Raw genomic sequence first — 17061 nt, forward strand, 5'->3', positions numbered from 1 at the left:
GCAGCGCTCTCAGCGGTGCGTCGTTCCGTCGCTCATACGGTGGGCTGGTCAAACAGACTTCCGGATCGGTGCAGCGTATCCGCGATCCGTTCCAGCGCCGCGTCGTCCTTGGGCAGCGGCTCCAGCAGCCGGCCCGCGGAGGTGCCCCAGCGCCGGGCGACCTCGTCCGCGCGCTCGCCGGTGAGCAGCGCCGCGGCCTGCGCCGCCGCGCCCAGCGCCACCAGCTCGCCCGCGGCCGGGATCCGCACCGGCCGCCCGGACAGCCGGCGCACCGTGTCCTGCCAGGCCTTCCCCTGCGCGCCGCCGCCGATGAGCAGCAGTTCGGTCCCGGGGTCGATCTGCTCGCCACCGGCGACCAGCACCTGGTCCAGCGCCGCCAGCAGCGAGTAGGCGGCGCCGTCGTAGGCCGCCTGCAGCAGCTGGCCGCCGGTGGTGTCGTGGCGCAGCCCGTGTATCAGCCCGGAGGCGTAGGGCAGGTCGGGCGTGCGCTCCCCGTCGAAGTACGGCAGCACCACCGCCGTGCCGCCGGGCTCCACGGCCTGCCGGTCCAGACCGAGCAGGGCCGCGGTGCGGTCCACGGCCAGGGTGCAGTTGAGCGTGCAGGCCAGCGGCAGCCAGTGGTCCAGCGCGTCGGCGAAGCCGCAGACGGTGCCGGACGGGTCGGCCGGACGGCCCCGGGTCACCGCGTAGACCGTCCCGGAGGTGCCCAGGCTGAGCACCGGACGGCCCGGGGCCAGGCCGAGGCCCAGCGCCGCGGCCATGTTGTCGCCGGTGCCGGCCGCGACCAGGGTGCCCGGACGCAGCCCGGTGCCGGTGCCGGCCAGCACCTCGCCGGCGGCCTTGCCGGCCTCCACCACGGTCGGCAGCATCGCGGCGTCGAGGCCCAGCCGGGCCAGCAGGTCGAGGTCGTACCCCTCCGGGGTCCACCAGCCGGTGCCGGAGGCGTCGCCGCGGTCGGTGGCGGCGGCCCCGCTCAGCCGAGCGGTCAGATAGTCGTGCGGCAGCCGCACCGCAGCGGTGCGGGCGGCGGCCTCGGGCTCGTTCTCGCGCAGCCAGGCCCACTTCGCGGCGGTGAACGAGGCCCCCGGGACGCTCCCGGCGCGCTGCGCCCAGGTGTCCCGGCCGAGCTCGGCCACCAGCGCAGCGGCCTGCGGCGCCGAGCGCACGTCGTTCCAGAGCAGGGCCGGGCGGACCGGCTCGCCGTCCGTGTCCAAGGTCACAAGGCCGTGCTGCTGGCCACCGACCGAGACCGCGGCCGCCCGCTCGGCGTACCTGGTCGCGGCCACCGCCTGACCCAGCGCCCGCCACCACTCCCGCGGGTCGCTCTCCCGTGCCGCGCCACCGCTCACGGTGTGCGCGGCCCGGCCCTCGCCCAGCACCGTCCCCGTCGCCACATCCACCGCCACCGCCTTGGTCGACTGCGTGGAACTGTCGATCCCGATGACGACTTCATTACTGCCGACCTGCACGAATCCTCCTTGGTGGGGGTCGGGGGCTTCCGCTCCCGACGAGCTGATACTAATTTGTTTATCGCGATGACGAATAGTCTCCCCGCCCCGCATCTTCTGGAGTCGTACACATGACCGACCTCACACCCACCCCCGCAGACCGCTTCACCTTCGGCCTCTGGACCGTCGGCTGGCAGGGCCGCGACCCCTTCGGCGACGCCACCCGCCCCGCCCTGGACCCGGTCGAGACCGTGACCCGGCTCGCCGAGCTCGGCGCCTACGGCGTGACCTTCCACGACGACGACCTGATCCCCTTCGGCTCCTCGGACAGCGAGCGCGAGGGCCACATCAAGCGCTTCCGCCAGGCCCTGGACGCCACCGGCATGACCGTCCCGATGGCCACCACCAACCTGTTCACCCACCCGGTGTTCAAGGACGGCGGCTTCACCACCAACGACCGCGACGTCCGCCGCTACGCGCTGCGCAAGACCATGCGCAACATCGACCTCGCCGCCGAGCTGGGCGCCACCACCTACGTCGCCTGGGGCGGCCGCGAGGGCGCCGAGTCCGGCGCCGCCAAGGACGTCCGGGTCGCGCTGGACCGCCTGAAGGAGGCCTTCGACCTCCTCGGCGACTACGTCGTCTCGCAGGGCTACGACATCCGCTTCGCCATCGAGCCCAAGCCCAACGAGCCCCGCGGCGACATCCTGCTGCCGACCATCGGCCACGCCCTGGCGTTCATCAACTCGCTGGAGCACGCCGACCGCGTCGGCCTCAACCCCGAGGTCGGCCACGAGCAGATGGCGGGCCTTAACTTCCCGCACGGCATCGCCCAGGCGCTGTGGCACGGCAAGCTGTTCCACATCGACCTGAACGGCCAGTCCGGCATCAAGTACGACCAGGACCTGCGCTTCGGCGCCGGCGACCTGCGCCAGGCCTTCTGGCTGGTCGACCTGCTGGAGTCGTCCGACTACGCGGGCCCGCGCCACTTCGACTTCAAGCCCCCGCGCACCGAGGACATCGACGGCGTCTGGGCCTCGGCCGCCGGCAACATGCGCAACTACCTGGCCCTCAAGGCCAAGGCCGCCGCGTTCCGCGCCGACCCGGCCGTGCAGGAGGCGCTCCGCGCCGCCCGCCTGGACGAGCTGGCCCAGCCCACCCTGGCCGAGGGCGAGTCCCTGGCCGACCTGCTCGCCGACGACTCCGCCTTCGAGGCCTTCGACGTCGAGGCCGCCGCCGAGCGCGGCATGGCCTTCGAGCAGCTCGACCAGCTGGCCCTGGACCACCTGCTCGGCATCGCCTGACAGCAGGTTCCGTCCGCATGAGCCGCGGCGGCGGTCCGTCTCCCCCGAGAACGGACCGCCTCCGCACCACTCCCCCGCTGCTTCAGCTCCCCGCTACTTCAGCCCGAACGCCTCCAGCACGGTCTGCGTCACCGTGTTGCCGTTCGCGTCCCGGGCGGTGGCCCGCAGCGACGCCACCAGCGCCGACCTGGGCGCCGTGAGCCGGGCCGTCCAACTGCCCGTCGCCGTCCTGGTCAGCTTCAGCGCCTTCCAGCTGCTGCCGTCGTCGTAGGAGACCTCCAGCGTGCCGCCGGTGATCCTCGACGTGCGCGACATCTCGGCCAGTTCGGACGCCGTCAGCGTCAGCGTGGTCGACCGCGAGGCCCTGCCGGTCAGGTCCGTGGCCACGCCGTAGTCCAGCTGGATCAGCGGCAGGGTGTCCACCACGGACGGGTCGGTGGTCCCCGAGGTGAAGGTCCACTCGGTCCGGCTGCCCGGGGTGTACGGGAACGCCCCCACCTGGTTGGTCGCCGCGACCAGCCGGTACGGCACCGGGGTCGCGCTCGCCGGCACGTCCGTGTAGATCGCCTGGTAGTTGGACTTCTTGATCAGGGTGCTGCCCTGGTAGAGCCACAGCGTCTCGTTCAACTGCCCGTTGCCCTGGTCGAATCCGCTGTCACCGGGCATGGCGTCGCCCCAGCCGGGGATGTTGACCGTCATCCAGTCGGCGTTGCGCTGCGGCAGCCAGGTCGAGGTGTTCAGCCTCGGGTGCAGCACCGGCGAGAACCAGTCGTACGGCTGCCGGCTGCCCGCCGTGAAGGCCTGCAGCGGGGCACGCTCCTGCACCGTCTGGCTGCTCGCCTCGTCGTACCAGGTGAACCCGGCGCCCGGGGTGACCCAGTCGGTACGGGTCGCCGGCAGCTGCTGGACCAGGTCGAAGCCGGTCCCGTAGGAGTCAAAGTCCTGCATGTCGTAGCGGCCCTCACTGCCGGTCTGCGCCCCCGACGGGGAGGCGAACCGGTTGTCGACCTCAGCCAGCTGCGAGGCCTTCGGACGGTACGTCAACTGGGCCGGGACTGCGCCGTCATGACGCTCCACCAGGTCGTACGCGTAGGACGGGACCGGCTGCGACCCCACCGACAGCGTCGTCGCCCGCGTCCCCGCGGTGATCGCCGCCTCCAGCGCCCTGCCCTCGGTCGTGGTCACCGAGGCCACCGCGATCGGGCTGTTCGCCGAGTAGTCCGCTGCGCCGTACCAGTTGCTGACCCGTCCCGGCGCCCCTGAGACGACCAGCAGCAGCTTGGCCCCGGCCGCGACGGCGGCCGCCGCCTGGTCGGTGGGGGCGACCGTGGTGTTGTCGTCCACCACCACGGCCTTGCCCCTGGCGTCCAGGCCCGCGTAGTCCGCGGTCGCGCCCTGTCCGGCGTACACCGCGGCCAGCCTGCTCGACCCGGCCGGGAGCGGGGTCGCCCCGATCTGCTGCAGCAGGTCGGTGAAGGACTGGCCCGCACCGCTGACCGTCAGCATCGGCTCGGCGTCGCGCCAGCGTGCCACGAAGGAGAACGAGCCGTCCGTCACCGGGGCCGTGGTCTGCGCCCACAGGCTGGTGTACTTGACCGGGATCATGTCGCTCTCGTCGAAGCTGGTCCCGCCCGCCGAGCGGTACCACTCCAGCCGGGTCTCCTGGCTCTCGCTGCGCTTCGGCGTCACCGCCGAGACCCGCTGCGCCTGCCGCGCGTCCAGGGCGACCGTGCGGTCCGCCGTCAGCTGGATCTGCGGCGCCGACAGCATCGCCAGGCCCAGGTCGGCGGGGCCCGCCGCGCCGGGCAGGTCGGCCTCCAGCAGCAGCGAGTACTCGCCCTTGGGCAGACGCAGCGTCAGCTTCCCGCTGTCCGGGACGGTGACGATCTGCGCGTCCTGCGAGCCCGCCTCGAAGAGCACCGCGCTGCCGCCCAGCGGGGCACCGGCCCGGTCGGTGGCGTCCACCGTCAGGTTGTACATCTCCGCTTCGTTGTCGATGCCGATCAGCGTGTGCGCGACCACCGCGCCGCTGCTCGCATCGGTGGCGACCAGTTGGCCGTCGGTGTTGCCGTAGGGCGCCTTGGCGGGATCGCCGGAGACGGTGACCTGCGCGGTCCCGTTCGCCGGGACGGTCACCGAGGACGCCGAGAGGGTGAAGGCCCCGGCCGGCGCGGTCACGTCGGCCGCCAGGTCCAAGGTCATCGGCGCGCTGCCGGTGTTGCTGTAGGTGACGGTCCTGACGCCGGGTTTGTCGTCGGTGTGCGGCCACGCGTAGTAGCCGGACCAGGCGCTGGCGCTGGCGTGCACCGTTCCCAGCACCGCCGCCCTGGCGTCCACCCGTCCGCTGCCGCCGTCGCCGACCGCGATCTGCGGGGTCAGCGCGGCCGTGCTGACCAGGTCGTCCTTGATCTGCTGCCCGGTCCAGTCCGGATGCTCCTCGGCCACCAGCGCCGCCGCGCCGGCGACGTGCGGGGTGGCCATGGAGGTGCCGCTCATCGTGGTGTAGTAGCCGCTGCCGTCGGTCATGTACTGGGAGCGCGCCGCGAGGATGTCCACGCCCGGGGCGGTGATCTCCGGCTTGGGGTCGCCGTCGATCGCCCGCGGCCCGGTGCTGGAGAAGTACGCCAGGTTGTCGGCCGAGTCGACCGCGCCGACGGTCAGCGCCGAGCTCGCCGAGCCCGGCGAGCTGACCCCGGCCGATCCGCTGTTGCCCGCCGCGATCACGAACAGCGCGCCGGTGGAGGCGCTGAGGCTGTCCACGGCCTGGCTCATCGGATCGCTGCCGTCGCCGACCACGCTCGGGTCGCCCAGGCTCATGCTGATGACCTTGGCGTGCTCGGTCTGCGCGGCCCACTGCATCCCGGCCAGCACCCAGGAGTCCTGGCCGTACCCGGTGTCGTCGAGCACCTTGCCGACCAGCAGGTGCGCTCCGGGGGCGACGCCCTTCTCCTTGCCGGCCGAGGCCGCGCCGGTACCCGCGATGGTCGAGGCGGTGTGGGTGCCGTGGCCGACGCGGTCCTCGATGTCCTCGCCCGGGACGAAGCTCTGGCTCGCGTCCACCTGCCCCACCAGGTCCGGGTGCTGGGTGTCGATCCCGGTGTCCAGCACGGCGACGTCCACACCCTTGCCGTCGGTCCCGGCCGCCCACGCGTCCGGGGCGCCGATCTGCGCGGTGCTGTCCGCGAGGGTGGCCTTCACCCTGCCGTCCAGCCAGATGTGGGTCACCCCGTCGGCGAAGACCGCCGGAGCCGACAGCGAACGTGCCTGGGCCGAGGCCCCGGTGCCGGCCGGCGCCAGCGACTGCCACATCCCGGCCGCCCCGGCATGGCTGACGGTCGCCGCCGCGCCGCGGATGGAGGACAGCTGCCGGGTCGCCGTCAGCCCGGGCACGGCCGGGGCGGCCGACTTCGCCGCCACCGCCGTGCCGTACTGCACGATCAGCGGCAGCGTGCCGGTGTGCGCGTCGTCGTAGCCGTCCGCGATCAGCGCGGTGACGTCGAACAGCCGCTGGTCCAGCACGCCCGCGGCCACGTAGGGCAGCGCCTCGTCGGGGTAGACGTACAGCTCCTTGCCCACGGTCCGGGTCCGCACGCCGCCGGTGAGCCCGTGCGGGCGCTGCACCGTGGCGACGCTGCGCCCGTCGCTGAGGGTCTTCACGGTGACGGTGTCGCCGGTGATCAGGGTGACCGTGCGGGTGACCGCCGTACCGGCGCCGGTCGCGGCGGCGGCCCCGGTCGGGCTGCTCGCGCGGGCGCCGTACGGGGTGACCGCCAGCAGCGCCAGAGCGGCGGCGGCGGATATCAGTCCGCGGCGCCGGAAGAGAGAGGGTGGCACAGGGGTGTCCTCCTGGATCTGCGAGACAGCAGAGGTTGGAAGACATCCTTGGTATGAACATCATCAAAAATAGCCGCCGGGAATGGCGGATAACCGCCCTGGCAGCTATACGCCGGACCGGTCGCCCCACTATCCGGCGAACTGTCAGAACTTGGGCTGCCGACGCTCGATGAACGCTGCGAGCCCCTCCGCCACATCCGGCGCGGTCCGCGACGCCCGCTCCCACCCGGCCACCGCGGCCCGCGGGTCCCCGCCGCCGAGCTCGGCCGCGATCACCGCCTTCACCGCGCCCTGGGTCTGCGCCGAACGCGAGGCGAGGATCCGGGCGAACTCCAGCGCCCTGGCCTCCACGTCCTCGGCGACCTCCTCGACCAGCCCGAAGACCAGCGCCGTCGCCGCCGGTACCAGCTCACCCGAACAGAGCAGATAGGTCGCCCGGGCCGGGCCGACCAGCCGGGTCAGCCGCACCGTCGGCACCGCCGGATAGACGATCCCGAGCTTGGCCGGGGTGATGCCGAGCCGGGCGTCCGGCGCGGCGAAGCGCAGGTCGCAGGCGACCGCGAGCTGGCAGCCGCCGCCCACACAGGCGCCCCTGAGCACGGCCAGGGTCGGATGCGGAAAGGCCGTCAGCGCCTCCTCGGCCCGGACGTTGACGGCGTGGTAGTCGTCCGCCGTCGCCGGGTCCGCGTACACCTCGCGCAGCTCGGCGATGTCGGCCCCGGCGCTGAAGTTCCCGCCGGCGCCGCGCACCAGCAGCACCCGCAGCCCGGGCTCCTCGGCCAGCTCCCGCAACAGCCCCGGCAGCGCCTGCCACATCGCCCGGGTGAGCGCGTTCCGCTTCTCCGGGCGGTCCAGCGTCAGCACGGCGATGCCGTCCTCACCCAGGGCGACCCGGAGCCCGGGTACCCCGTACGGCAGCTCCTGGCGATCCTTCAGCACTGCCCGTACCTCCACCGCCCGGACCTGGACAGGTCCCGTGAACACCATGCTGACCAGGCGCCACTCTACGGTCGGCGCCCGATCGTTCACCGCGCGGGACCGATCCGCCGACCCTAGAGTTCGACGGGTGACCCCACTCGACCGTCGCGGCCTGCTGCGGATCGCGGCCCTCGGCGCCGCGGGTTCGCTGACCGCCGCCTGCTCGGCCAACTCGGGCAGCGTGCACACCGACGCGGCCGCCGGCACCGCCCCGTCCAGCGTCCCGCCGTCGGCCCGTGCCACCGCCCTCGCGTCGGCGGCACCGAGCACCGGCGGCGCCTCCGCCCTGCCCGCTCTCGCCGCCGGGCTGCCGTTCGAGATCACCTCGGGCCCGCGCACCCGCCCGGAGGCCGCGCTCACCTTCCACGGCCAGGGCGATCCGGCGATCGCCGCGGCGGTGCTGGCCGAGGCCGAGCGGGCCGACGCCAGGGTCACCGTGATGGCCGTGGGCAGCTGGCTGGACGAGTACCCCGAGATGGCCACCCGGATCCTGGACGGCGGCCACGAACTGGGCAACCACACCCAGAACCACGGCCCGATCTCCACCATGACCGCCGAACAGGCCTACACCGAGATCGCCCGCTGCGCCGCCCGGCTGAAACAGCTCACCGGCAGCCCCGGACGCTGGTTCCGCCCCTCGCAGGCCCAGGACTGCACCGCGACGGTGGCCGCGCAGGCCCGCCGGGCCGGCTACCGGCACTGCCTCAGCTACGACCTGGACTCCCTCGACTACACCGACCCCGGCTCGGCCGCGGTGACCCGGACCGTCCTCGACGCGGTACGCCCGGGCTCCCTGGTCAGCCTGCACTTCGGGCACAGCGGCACGGTCAGTGCGATGCCCGGAATCCTCGACGGCCTGCACCGGCGCGGACTGCGCGCGGTCACAACCTCGGAGCTGCTCAGCTGATGCGATCCTCGCCGCTCTCCCGAACCAGGATGCTCCCGCTGTCGGCCTGCGCCGCGCTCGCCGCCGGCAGCCTGCTGCTCGCCTCGGCCTGCTCGGCCGACCACGGCGACCGGACCGCCGCCGTCAACGCCAGGCCCGCGGCCGGGACCGCGGCGGCCTCCGGCGCCGCGGCGCCCGGCAGCACCGACGCCCTCCCCGGGATGCCGCCGCTGCTCTCCCCCACCGACATCTACGCGGCGGACCGTCCCAACGCGCTCTCCCCGGTGGTCAAGGACTTCCCGTCCCGGGTCTACGTCCCCAACACCCTCTCGGACACGGTCAGCGTCATCGACCCGGCCACCTACAAGGTGATCCAGACACTGCATGTGGGCCACCAGCCCCAGCACGTGGTGCCCTCCTGGGACCTGAAGACGCTGTGGGTCAACAACGACCTCGGCAACAGCCTCACCCCGATCGACCCGGCCACCGGCCGGATGGGCGCCGAGGTCGACGTGCACGACCCCTACAACCTCTACTTCACCCCGGACGGCAAGCACGCGATCGTGATGGCCTCGGCCGACCACGCCCTGGTGTTCCGGGACGCGCACACCATGAAGGTGGTCAAGTCGGTCCCGGCGGGCTGCGAAGGCGTGAACCACGCCGACTTCTCGCCGGACGGGAAGTACTTCATCGTCTCCTGCGAGTTCTCCGGCGACCTGCTCAAGGTCGACACCGCCAGGATGGCGATCATCGCCAGGCAGCGGATCCCCTACGACGGCTCCATGCCGCAGGACGTCAAGATCTCCCCGGACGGCCGGGTCTGGTACGTCGCCGACATGATGGCCAACGGCGTCTGGGAGCTGAACGGCGACACCTTCTCGGTGCCCACCCTGCTCAGGACCGGCGCCGGCGCGCACGGCCTCTACGTCAGCCGGGACTCGAAGTACCTCTACATCTCCAACCGCGGCGAGGGCTCGGTCTCGGTCCTGGACTTCGCCACCGGCAAGCTGGTGCACAAGTGGCAGATCCCCGGCGGCGGCAGCCCGGACATGGGCGGGGTCTCCGCCGACGGCAAGGTGCTGTGGCTCTCCGGCCGCTACAACTCCGAGGTCTACGCGATGTCCACCACCGACGGACACCTCATCGCCCGCATCCCCGTCGGCGACGGACCACACGGCCTGGCCGTCTACCCCCAACCCGGCCGCTACTCCCTCGGCCACACGGGCGTCTTCCGCTGACGGTTCTTCGACTGCGGCATGTGCATGGCTGGTCGCGCAGTTCCCCGCGCCCCTGGGGGGCTGCAACTGGCCCACAGCGGTTCAGTTGCAGCTAGATGGGGGCGCGGGGAACTGCGCGACAAGCCACCAACGACCCGCACCCGAAAACGGCCTACGCCGCCCCGAACTCCGCCCGCGCAGCCGCAATCTCCTCGGCCGAAATCGTCAGCGTCTCAGCCGGATCCTGCGGAGCAGTCAGTTCCGCCTGCCCCGCCGCATCGCTGAGCTTGATCAGCAGCGCCACCATGATCCAGTTCGCCACCGTCGACGACCCGCCCTGCGCCAGGAACGGCAGCGCCTTACCCGTCTGCGGGATGAGCCCGATGACCCCCCCGGACACCACGAACACCTGCAGGATCAGCGTGGCCGCCAGCCCGGAGGCCAGCAGCTTGCCGAACGGGTCGGTGAGCCGGATCGCGGTGTGCATCCCGCGCTGGGCCAGCAGCATGTACAGCAGCAGCACCGCCATCAGCCCGGCGGTCCCCAGCTCCTCGCCGACCGTGGCCAGGATCCAGTCGCTGCGCGAGGCGAAGCCGATCAGGATGGAGTGGCCCAGACCCAGCCCGGTGCCGGTGAACCCGCCGTTGGCCAGCGCGAACAGCGACTGGGCCAGCTGCGGCGAGCTCCCCAGCGGCGGCTGCCCGTTGACCACGTGGGTGTAGTAGTCCATCGGGTCCAGCCAGTTGTTGACCCGGTAGGTGACGTGCGAGACCAGCGTGCCCGCCGCCACCGCCCCGGCCAGCGCCATCCCGCAGCCCAGCACCAGCCACCCGGTGCGCTCGGTGGCGATGTACAGCATCACGATGAAGGCACCGAAGAAGATCATCGAGGTGCCCAGGTCGGACTCGGCGACCAGGACCACCAGGCTGACCGCCCAGATCACCAGCACCGGCCCCATGTTCCGGCCGCGCGGCAGACTTATCCCCATGATCTTCCGGCCGACCAGCGCCAGCGCGTCCCGGTTGGCCATCAGATAGCTGGCGAAGAAGACGATGATGGCCAGCTTGGTGAACTCGCCGGGCTGGAAGGACAGCGGTCCCAGCCGGATCCAGCGCCGCGCACCGTAGGTGTCCCCGGAGAAGAAGGCCGGGGCCACCAGCATCACCAGCGACACCGCCATCACCAGATAGGTGTAGCGCTGCAGCACCCGGTGGTGCTTGACCCAGACCACGAACCCGGCGAAGACCGCGATGGCGATCACCGTCCACATGATCTGGCCGGAGGCCATGGTCACGTTGTGCGGGTTCTGCTTGACGGTGGCCTCGTCCAGGCGGTGGATCAGCGTCAGGCCCAGCCCGGTGAGCAGGATCGAGATCGGCAGGATCAGCGGATCGGCGTAGGCCGCCCACTGCCGCACTACCAGGTGCGCCACCAGCGCCAGCACCGCGAGACCGCCGACCATGGTGGCGAAGCTGCTCGGCAGCTTGTCGTTGATCGCCAGCTCGACGCTGGCCTCGGCGAAGCCGCAGATCGCGATCGCGAAGAGGATCAGCAGCAGTTCCAGGTTCCGCTTCTTCGCCGGGGGCCCGGTGAACCCGGAGGCCCTGGCAGCGGCACCGGGGAGGCTCCCCGCTGCTCGTCGTCCGCCCATCGCGCGCACCCACCCAACCAACTCGCCGTCAGAACCGTCGCATTCTCGCAGGTCTCGTCCCGAACAGGGACGGCCCCCTCGAAGCGACGGTTCCGACGGCGGGTGTTTCGGTCACGCAGGTACCGTGATCAGGCTGCGAGCACGCTCTTGGTGAGCGTCACCGCGGGCTCCAGGGCCAGTTCCAGCACCTGGCGGACGTCCGAGACCGGGTGCACCGTCAGCCGCTCCAGCACCTCGGCCGGGACGTCGTCCAGGTCGGCCTCGTTGCGGGATGGGATGAGCACCGTGGTGATCCCGGCCCGGTCGGCGGCCAGCAGCTTCTGCTTGACCCCGCCGATCGGCAGCACCCGACCGGTCAGCGAGACCTCACCGGTCATCGCCACCTCGGTCCTGACCTTGCGCCCGGAGAGCAGCGAGGCCAGCGCGGTGGTCATGGTGACACCCGCGCTCGGACCGTCCTTGGGCACGGCCCCGGCCGGGACGTGCACATGGACGCCGCGCTCGCGCAGCGTGGTGACCGGCAGCTCCAGCTCGGCCCCGTGCGAGCGCAGGAAGGAGAGCGCGATCTGCACCGACTCCTTCATCACGTCGCCCAGCTGGCCGGTGAGGGTCAGCCCGGTGGAGCCGGTCTCCGGGTCGGCCAGCGACGCCTCGATGTAGAGGACGTCACCGCCCGCCCCGGTGACGGCCAGTCCGGTCGCCACGCCGGGCACCGAGGTACGGCGCTCGCCGGGCTCCTGGGCGGCCTCCGGGGTGTGGTGCGGACGGCCGATCAGTCCGCGCAGGTCACCCGCGGTGACCGTGCGGGGCAGCTCGGCGCCCTCGGCGCCCAGCTCCTGCTGGGCCGCGACCTTGCGCAGGATCCGGGCGACGGCCCGCTCCAGGCTGCGGACGCCCGCCTCGCGGGTGTACTCGCCGGCCAGGCTGCGCAGCGCGTCCTCGGCCACCACGACCTCGTCGGCGCCCAGGCCGGCCCGCTCCAGCTGACGCGGCAGCAGGTGGTCCCTGGCGATGACGACCTTCTCGTCCTCGGTGTAGCCGTCCAGCCGGACCAGCTCCATCCGGTCCAGCAGCGCCTCCGGGATGGCCTCCAGCACGTTGGCCGTGGCCAGGAAGACCACGTCGGACAGGTCCAGCTCGACCTCCAGGTAGTGGTCCCTGAAGGTGTGGTTCTGCGCCGGGTCCAGCACCTCCAGCAGCGCCGCCGCCGGGTCGCCCCGGTAGTCCGAGCCGACCTTGTCGATCTCGTCCAGCAGCACGACCGGGTTCATCGAACCGGCCTCCTTGATCGCCCTGACGATCCGTCCGGGCAGCGCGCCGACGTAGGTGCGCCGGTGTCCGCGGATCTCCGCCTCGTCCCGGACGCCGCCCAGCGCGACCCGGACGAACGACCGGCCCATGGCCCGCGCCACAGACTCGCCCAGCGAGGTCTTGCCGACCCCGGGCGGGCCGACCAGCGCCAGCACCGCGCCTCCGCGACGGCCGCCGACCTGGCCCAGGCCCTTGTCCGCGCGGCGCTTGCGCACCGCCAGGTACTCGACGATCCGGTCCTTGACGTCGTCCAGGCCGAAGTGGTCGGCGTCCAGCACCGCCCGGGCGCCGGCGATGTCGTACTCGTCCTCGCTGCGCTCGTTCCAGGGCAGCTCCAGGACGGTGTCCAGCCAGGTGCGGATCCAGCTGCCCTCGGGGGAGGCGTCGGAGGAGCGCTCCAGCTTGTCGACCTCCTTGAGCGCGGCCTCGCGGACCTTCTCGGGCAGGTCGGCGGCCTCCACCCGGGCCCGGTAGTCCTCCTCCTCGGAGTCCGGGTCGCCGTTGAGGTCGGACAGCTCCTTGCGGACCGCCTCCAGCTGCCGGCGCAGCAGGAACTCCTTCTGCTGCTTCTCCATGCCCTCCTGGACGTCCTTGCGGATGGTCTCCGCGACATCCGCCTCGGCCAGGTGGTCGCGCAGCAGCTGCAGCGACAGCTTCAGCCGGGCGACCGGGTCCAGCTCCTCCAGGACCTGCACCTTCTCGGCGCCGGTCAGGAACGGCGCGTAGCCGATGTTGTCGGCCAGGTCGGAGACGTCCTCGATGGCGGCGACCCGGTCGACGATCTGCCAGGCACCGCGCTTCTGCAGCCAGGTGGTGGTCAGCGCCTTGTAGTCGCGCACCAGCTCGGCGACGGCGCCGGGCAGCGGGTCCGGCACGGAGGACTCGATCGGCTCGGCCTCGACCCACAGGGCCGCGCCGGGACCGGTGGTGCCGGCGCCGATCCGCACCCGTCGCACGCCCCTGACCAGGGCGGCCGGGTCGCCGTCGGCCAGCCGGCCGACCTGCTCGACCGTCGCCAGGGTGCCGATCGCACCGTAGGAGCCGTCGATCCGCGGAACCAGCAGCACCCGCGCCTTGCGGGCGCTCGCGACGGTACGGATACCGGGGGCGTGCGCCCCGCTGTCCCGCACCGCTGCCTGCGCGGCCTCGACGGCGGATCGCACGTCGGGGTCGGACAGGTCGAGCGGGACGACCATGCCGGGGAGCACCGCCTCGTCATCGAGCGGCAGTACCGGCAGGGTCAATGAAGAGGCGTTCGCCATGATCTCTCCCCAGTAATCAAAGTTGAGTTACATGGACTAAAGGACATTGACCCCCCTGGTGTTCCCCAACGCTGTTCGCCGTGAGCGATCGGCCTGCTGGGGCAGAATGGCGAGGGCCCGACAGACCTCAGCAACACCGGAGAGAGCCCCTGCCATGCCCGTCCCGCTTGACCTCCCCGACGTGCCCAACCTCCCCGAAGTCCTCGACCGCCGCGACGGCCCCTACGGCGAAGCCGTGCTGCGCCGCCGTGGCGAGCACTTCGAGATCATCGCCAACGGCTGCTTCCTGATGGACACCTCGGACGGCCGCTCCGAGCGCCTGCTGGTCACCGCCGCGCTGGACGCGCTGGCCGAACCCCGGGGCGCGAGCCTGCTGATCGGCGGCCTGGGGGTCGGCTTCTCGCTGGCCGAGGCCTCGGCCGACCCCCGCCCCGGCCGGATCACCGTCCTGGAGCGCGAGCAGGCCGTGATCGACTGGCACACCGCGGCCGGCGCGCCGCTCGCGCCCTTCGCCGGCGGCGGCCACGACGACCCGCGCACCCGGATCGTCCACGACGACCTGCTGCGGCACCTCCGCACCACCGACCAGCGCTACGACGCGCTCTGCCTGGACATCGACAACGGTCCGGACTGGACCGTCACCGAGTCCAACGACACCCTCTACACCGAGTCCGGCCTGGACCTGGTGCAGCGGGTACTGGCCCCGAACGGCGTGCTGGCCTTCTGGAGCGCGGCCCCCTCCCCCGCCTTCGAGGAGCGCTTGCGGAGCCGCTTCCCGGTGGTCAGCACCATCCCGGTGGGCGTCCAGGTGGAGCGCGGTCTACCAGATGTCGTGTACCTTGCGATTTCTGTTCCCACGAACGGCGGGTAGGGTCTACGCCCATGCCGCCCCCCGAAAGACCGGTTTGTAGAAGACTGGGCTTCGGGGGACCGCACCGGTCCGTAGGCTTCGGCCGGTGGGAGCGGCGGCAACGGACAAGTACGGACGAGACGATGCGAGCTGGGGCGCCCCCACAGGCGTTCCGAGATACCCGCAAGCCCTGGGGGCGGTGGCGTGACCGTGACGGATGCACAGCAGCAGGAGACCAACGGGACCGGTGGTCAGCGACGGGTCCTGGTCGTGGAGGACGAGCCGACCATCGCCGAGTCCATCGCCGCCCGGCTGGGCGCCGAGGGCTTCCGGGTGGCGATCTCCCATGACGGGCCCACCGCCGTGGACTGCTTCCAGACCTGGCAGCCCGACCTGGTGGTGCTGGACGTGATGCTGCCCGGCTTCGACGGCCTGGAGGTGTGCCGCCGGATCCAGGCGCACCGCCCGGTCCCGGTGCTGATGCTGACCGCACGCGACGACGAGACCGACATGCTGGTCGGGCTCGGGGTCGGCGCCGACGACTACATGACCAAGCCGTTCTCCATGCGCGAGCTGGCGGCGCGGGTCAACGTCCTGCTGCGCCGGGTGGAGCGGGCCCAGCTGGCGGCCCGCACGCCGATGGGCGGCACCCTGCGCCTCGGCGAGCTGGAGATCGACAACGTCCAGCGCCGGGTCCGGGTGGCCGGCGGCGACATCCACCTGACGCCCACCGAGTTCGACCTGCTGGCCTGCCTGGCCCAGCAGCCCCGGGCGGTACTGACCCGCGAGCAGCTGCTCGCCGAGGTCTGGGACTGGACCGACGCCTCCGGCACCCGCACCGTCGACAGCCACGTCAAGGCGCTGCGCCGCAAGATCGGAGCCAACTGGATCCGCACCGTGCACGGCGTCGGCTACGCCCTGGAGGCCCCGACGCCATGAGCGCCACCAGGGGGGCGAGGAGCAGCGTCCAGCAGGAAGCCGCGCGTCCCGGCCCGCTGCGCCGCGCCGCGCAGCGGGTCTGGGCGGATCTGCGCCCGCTGGACCCGCTCCGCTCGATCAAGGCCAAGCTCGCGGTCCTGGTGATCACCTCGGTGTGCATCTCCACCCTGATGGTGGTGCTGGCGCTGAACTCGGACACCCAGATCCGCATTGTGATGATCTTCTCCGTGGTGGCCTCGCTGCTGATCACCCAGCTGCTGGCGCACGGGATGACCGCGCCGCTGCGGGAGATGACCGCGGCCGCCCGGGCCATGGCCGCCGGCGACTACAGCCGCGAGGTGCGGGCCACCTCGCGCGACGAGGTGGGCGAGCTGGCCACCGCCTTCAACACCATGGCCGCCGACCTGGAGGCCGCCGACCGGCAGCGCCGCGAGCTGATCGCCAATGTGTCGCACGAGCTGCGCACCCCGATCGCCGCGCTGCGCGCCGTGCTGGAGAACGTGGTCGACGGGGTGGTCCGGCCGGAGCCGGCCACCATGGCGGCGGCCCTGGAGCAGACCGAGCGCCTGGGCCGGCTGGTCGCCCATCTGCTCGACCTCTCCAAGATCGCGGACGGGGTCACCTCCCTGGACACCCGGGAGTTCGGCGTCGAGCCCTTCCTCTCCGGGGTGCTCCGCGGTCTGAGCATGGACGGCTCCACCTCCGGCGGGGCCAGCCGCAGGCGCCACGACGTCTCGCTCTCGCTGGACGTCTCCCCCGGGCTCACCGCCGTCGCCGACCCGGAGCGGCTGCACCAGGTGGTCGCCAACCTGGTCGACAACTCCTGCCGGCACAGCCCCAGGGACGGCACCGTCACCGTCCGCGCCCGGGCGCTGGGCAGCGGCGGCCACGAGGGCCTGCTGCTGGAGGTCGCCGACCAGGGCCCGGGCATCCGCCCCGAGGACCGGCACCGGGTCTTCGAACGCTTCAGCCGCGGCAGCGGCGCCTCCGCCCAGGGCCCCGGCAGCGACGGCGGCACCGGTCTGGGCCTCGCCATCGCCCGCTGGGCGGTGGACCTGCACGGCGGGACCATCGCGGTCGCGGACTCCCCGGTGGGCTGCCTGATCCGGATCACCCTGCCGGGGCAACGCTCGCCTGTCCGTTTGGGACAGACCTGAGACAATTGCCCGAAGTGCGGTCGGCAGCTCGGTGAAATCGACCTGAATGTCGTGATTTTCCGACCGGTCCGGACCGAACAGCCAATCGTTATCCCCGATCACGACCGACTTCACACATCGATTTCGCGCCAAAACCGACGGCCGGACTGTGATCTGCGCGACGGCCGGGGGGCGGGACCTGCGCGGACAGGTGTCGGGGGCGTAGCCTTGGCATCCGCTGTCCA

At 72.3% G+C, this 17061-nt stretch carries 11 protein-coding genes; 6 read left to right on the forward strand and 5 right to left on the reverse strand.

The annotated features are described in order from the left end of the window. Window positions 1–32: 32 nt before the first annotated feature. The gene (xylB, locus tag ABUW04_RS23605) at window positions 33–1469 is read right to left on the reverse strand and encodes a xylulokinase (protein ID WP_380566501.1); all 1437 of its coding nucleotides are present in this window, start codon (window positions 1467–1469) and stop codon (window positions 33–35) included. A 110-nt stretch (window positions 1470–1579) separates the two neighbouring features. On the opposite strand from xylB, the gene xylA reads away from it, so the two are divergent. Continuing rightward, window positions 1580–2752 carry a xylose isomerase gene (gene xylA, locus ABUW04_RS23610; RefSeq protein WP_030257371.1) on the forward strand — a complete coding sequence of 391 codons (1173 nt, stop codon included), beginning with the start codon at window positions 1580–1582 and terminating at the stop codon, window positions 2750–2752. A 93-nt stretch (window positions 2753–2845) separates the two neighbouring features. Here xylA and ABUW04_RS23615 read toward each other — a convergent pair whose 3' ends face one another. After that, the gene (locus ABUW04_RS23615; RefSeq protein WP_380566502.1) at window positions 2846–6586 is read right to left on the reverse strand and encodes a S8 family serine peptidase; all 3741 of its coding nucleotides are present in this window, start codon (window positions 6584–6586) and stop codon (window positions 2846–2848) included. A gap of 144 nt (window positions 6587–6730) precedes the next feature. Further along, the gene (locus tag ABUW04_RS23620; RefSeq protein WP_380566503.1) at window positions 6731–7525 is read right to left on the reverse strand and encodes an enoyl-CoA hydratase/isomerase family protein; all 795 of its coding nucleotides are present in this window, start codon (window positions 7523–7525) and stop codon (window positions 6731–6733) included. A gap of 127 nt (window positions 7526–7652) precedes the next feature. On the opposite strand from ABUW04_RS23620, the gene ABUW04_RS23625 reads away from it, so the two are divergent. Next, window positions 7653–8471, forward strand: coding sequence for a polysaccharide deacetylase family protein (locus tag ABUW04_RS23625; protein ID WP_380566504.1), 819 nt, complete (start codon window positions 7653–7655; stop codon window positions 8469–8471). After that, entirely contained in the window at window positions 8471–9688 is a 1218-nt protein-coding gene (locus tag ABUW04_RS23630; protein ID WP_380566505.1) for a YVTN family beta-propeller repeat protein, read from the forward strand. Before ABUW04_RS23625 ends, ABUW04_RS23630 begins: the two co-directional genes overlap by 1 nt. Before the next feature lie 151 nt (window positions 9689–9839). Here ABUW04_RS23630 and ABUW04_RS23635 read toward each other — a convergent pair whose 3' ends face one another. Further along, window positions 9840–11318 carry an FtsW/RodA/SpoVE family cell cycle protein gene (locus tag ABUW04_RS23635; protein ID WP_051725604.1) on the reverse strand — a complete coding sequence of 493 codons (1479 nt, stop codon included), beginning with the start codon at window positions 11316–11318 and terminating at the stop codon, window positions 9840–9842. Between the two features lie 128 nt (window positions 11319–11446). Further along, window positions 11447–13891, reverse strand: a complete 2445-nt coding sequence (gene lon, locus ABUW04_RS23640; RefSeq protein ID WP_030257384.1) for an endopeptidase La — start codon at window positions 13889–13891, stop codon at window positions 11447–11449. A gap of 154 nt (window positions 13892–14045) precedes the next feature. On the opposite strand from lon, the gene ABUW04_RS23645 reads away from it, so the two are divergent. The 3 genes from ABUW04_RS23645 (at window position 14046) to ABUW04_RS23655 (ending at window position 16837) form a co-directional block, all read left to right on the forward strand. After that, a complete protein-coding gene (locus ABUW04_RS23645) occupies window positions 14046–14762 on the forward strand; it encodes a spermine/spermidine synthase domain-containing protein (protein ID WP_380566506.1) in 717 nt (238 codons plus the stop codon). Window positions 14763–14951: 189 nt separating this feature from the next. After that, on the forward strand, window positions 14952–15680 hold the full coding sequence (locus ABUW04_RS23650) for a response regulator transcription factor (RefSeq protein WP_030257395.1): 729 nt from the start codon (window positions 14952–14954) through the stop codon (window positions 15678–15680). Then, the gene (locus tag ABUW04_RS23655) at window positions 15677–16837 is read left to right on the forward strand and encodes a sensor histidine kinase (protein WP_051725605.1); all 1161 of its coding nucleotides are present in this window, start codon (window positions 15677–15679) and stop codon (window positions 16835–16837) included. Before ABUW04_RS23650 ends, ABUW04_RS23655 begins: the two co-directional genes overlap by 4 nt. The last annotated feature ends 224 nt before the right edge of the window (window positions 16838–17061 follow it).

Source organism: Streptacidiphilus jeojiensis (genome assembly GCF_042510965.1).
Classification (GTDB): Bacteria; Actinomycetota; Actinomycetes; order Streptomycetales; family Streptomycetaceae; genus Streptacidiphilus; species Streptacidiphilus jeojiensis.

What these genes read in the sequence shown, in the direction of transcription:
- ABUW04_RS23655 (WP_051725605.1), top strand. Translation starts at nt 15,677, where the DNA reads ATGAGCGCCACCAGGGGGGCGAGGAGCAGCGTCCAGCAGGAAGCCGCG.
- xylA (WP_030257371.1), top strand. Translation starts at nt 1,580, where the DNA reads ATGACCGACCTCACACCCACCCCCGCAGACCGCTTCACCTTCGGCCTC.
- ABUW04_RS23645 (WP_380566506.1), top strand. Translation starts at nt 14,046, where the DNA reads ATGCCCGTCCCGCTTGACCTCCCCGACGTGCCCAACCTCCCCGAAGTC.
- ABUW04_RS23630 (WP_380566505.1), top strand. Translation starts at nt 8,471, where the DNA reads ATGCGATCCTCGCCGCTCTCCCGAACCAGGATGCTCCCGCTGTCGGCC.
- lon (WP_030257384.1), bottom strand. Translation starts at nt 13,891, where the DNA reads ATGGCGAACGCCTCTTCATTGACCCTGCCGGTACTGCCGCTCGATGAC.
- ABUW04_RS23635 (WP_051725604.1), bottom strand. Translation starts at nt 11,318, where the DNA reads ATGGGCGGACGACGAGCAGCGGGGAGCCTCCCCGGTGCCGCTGCCAGG.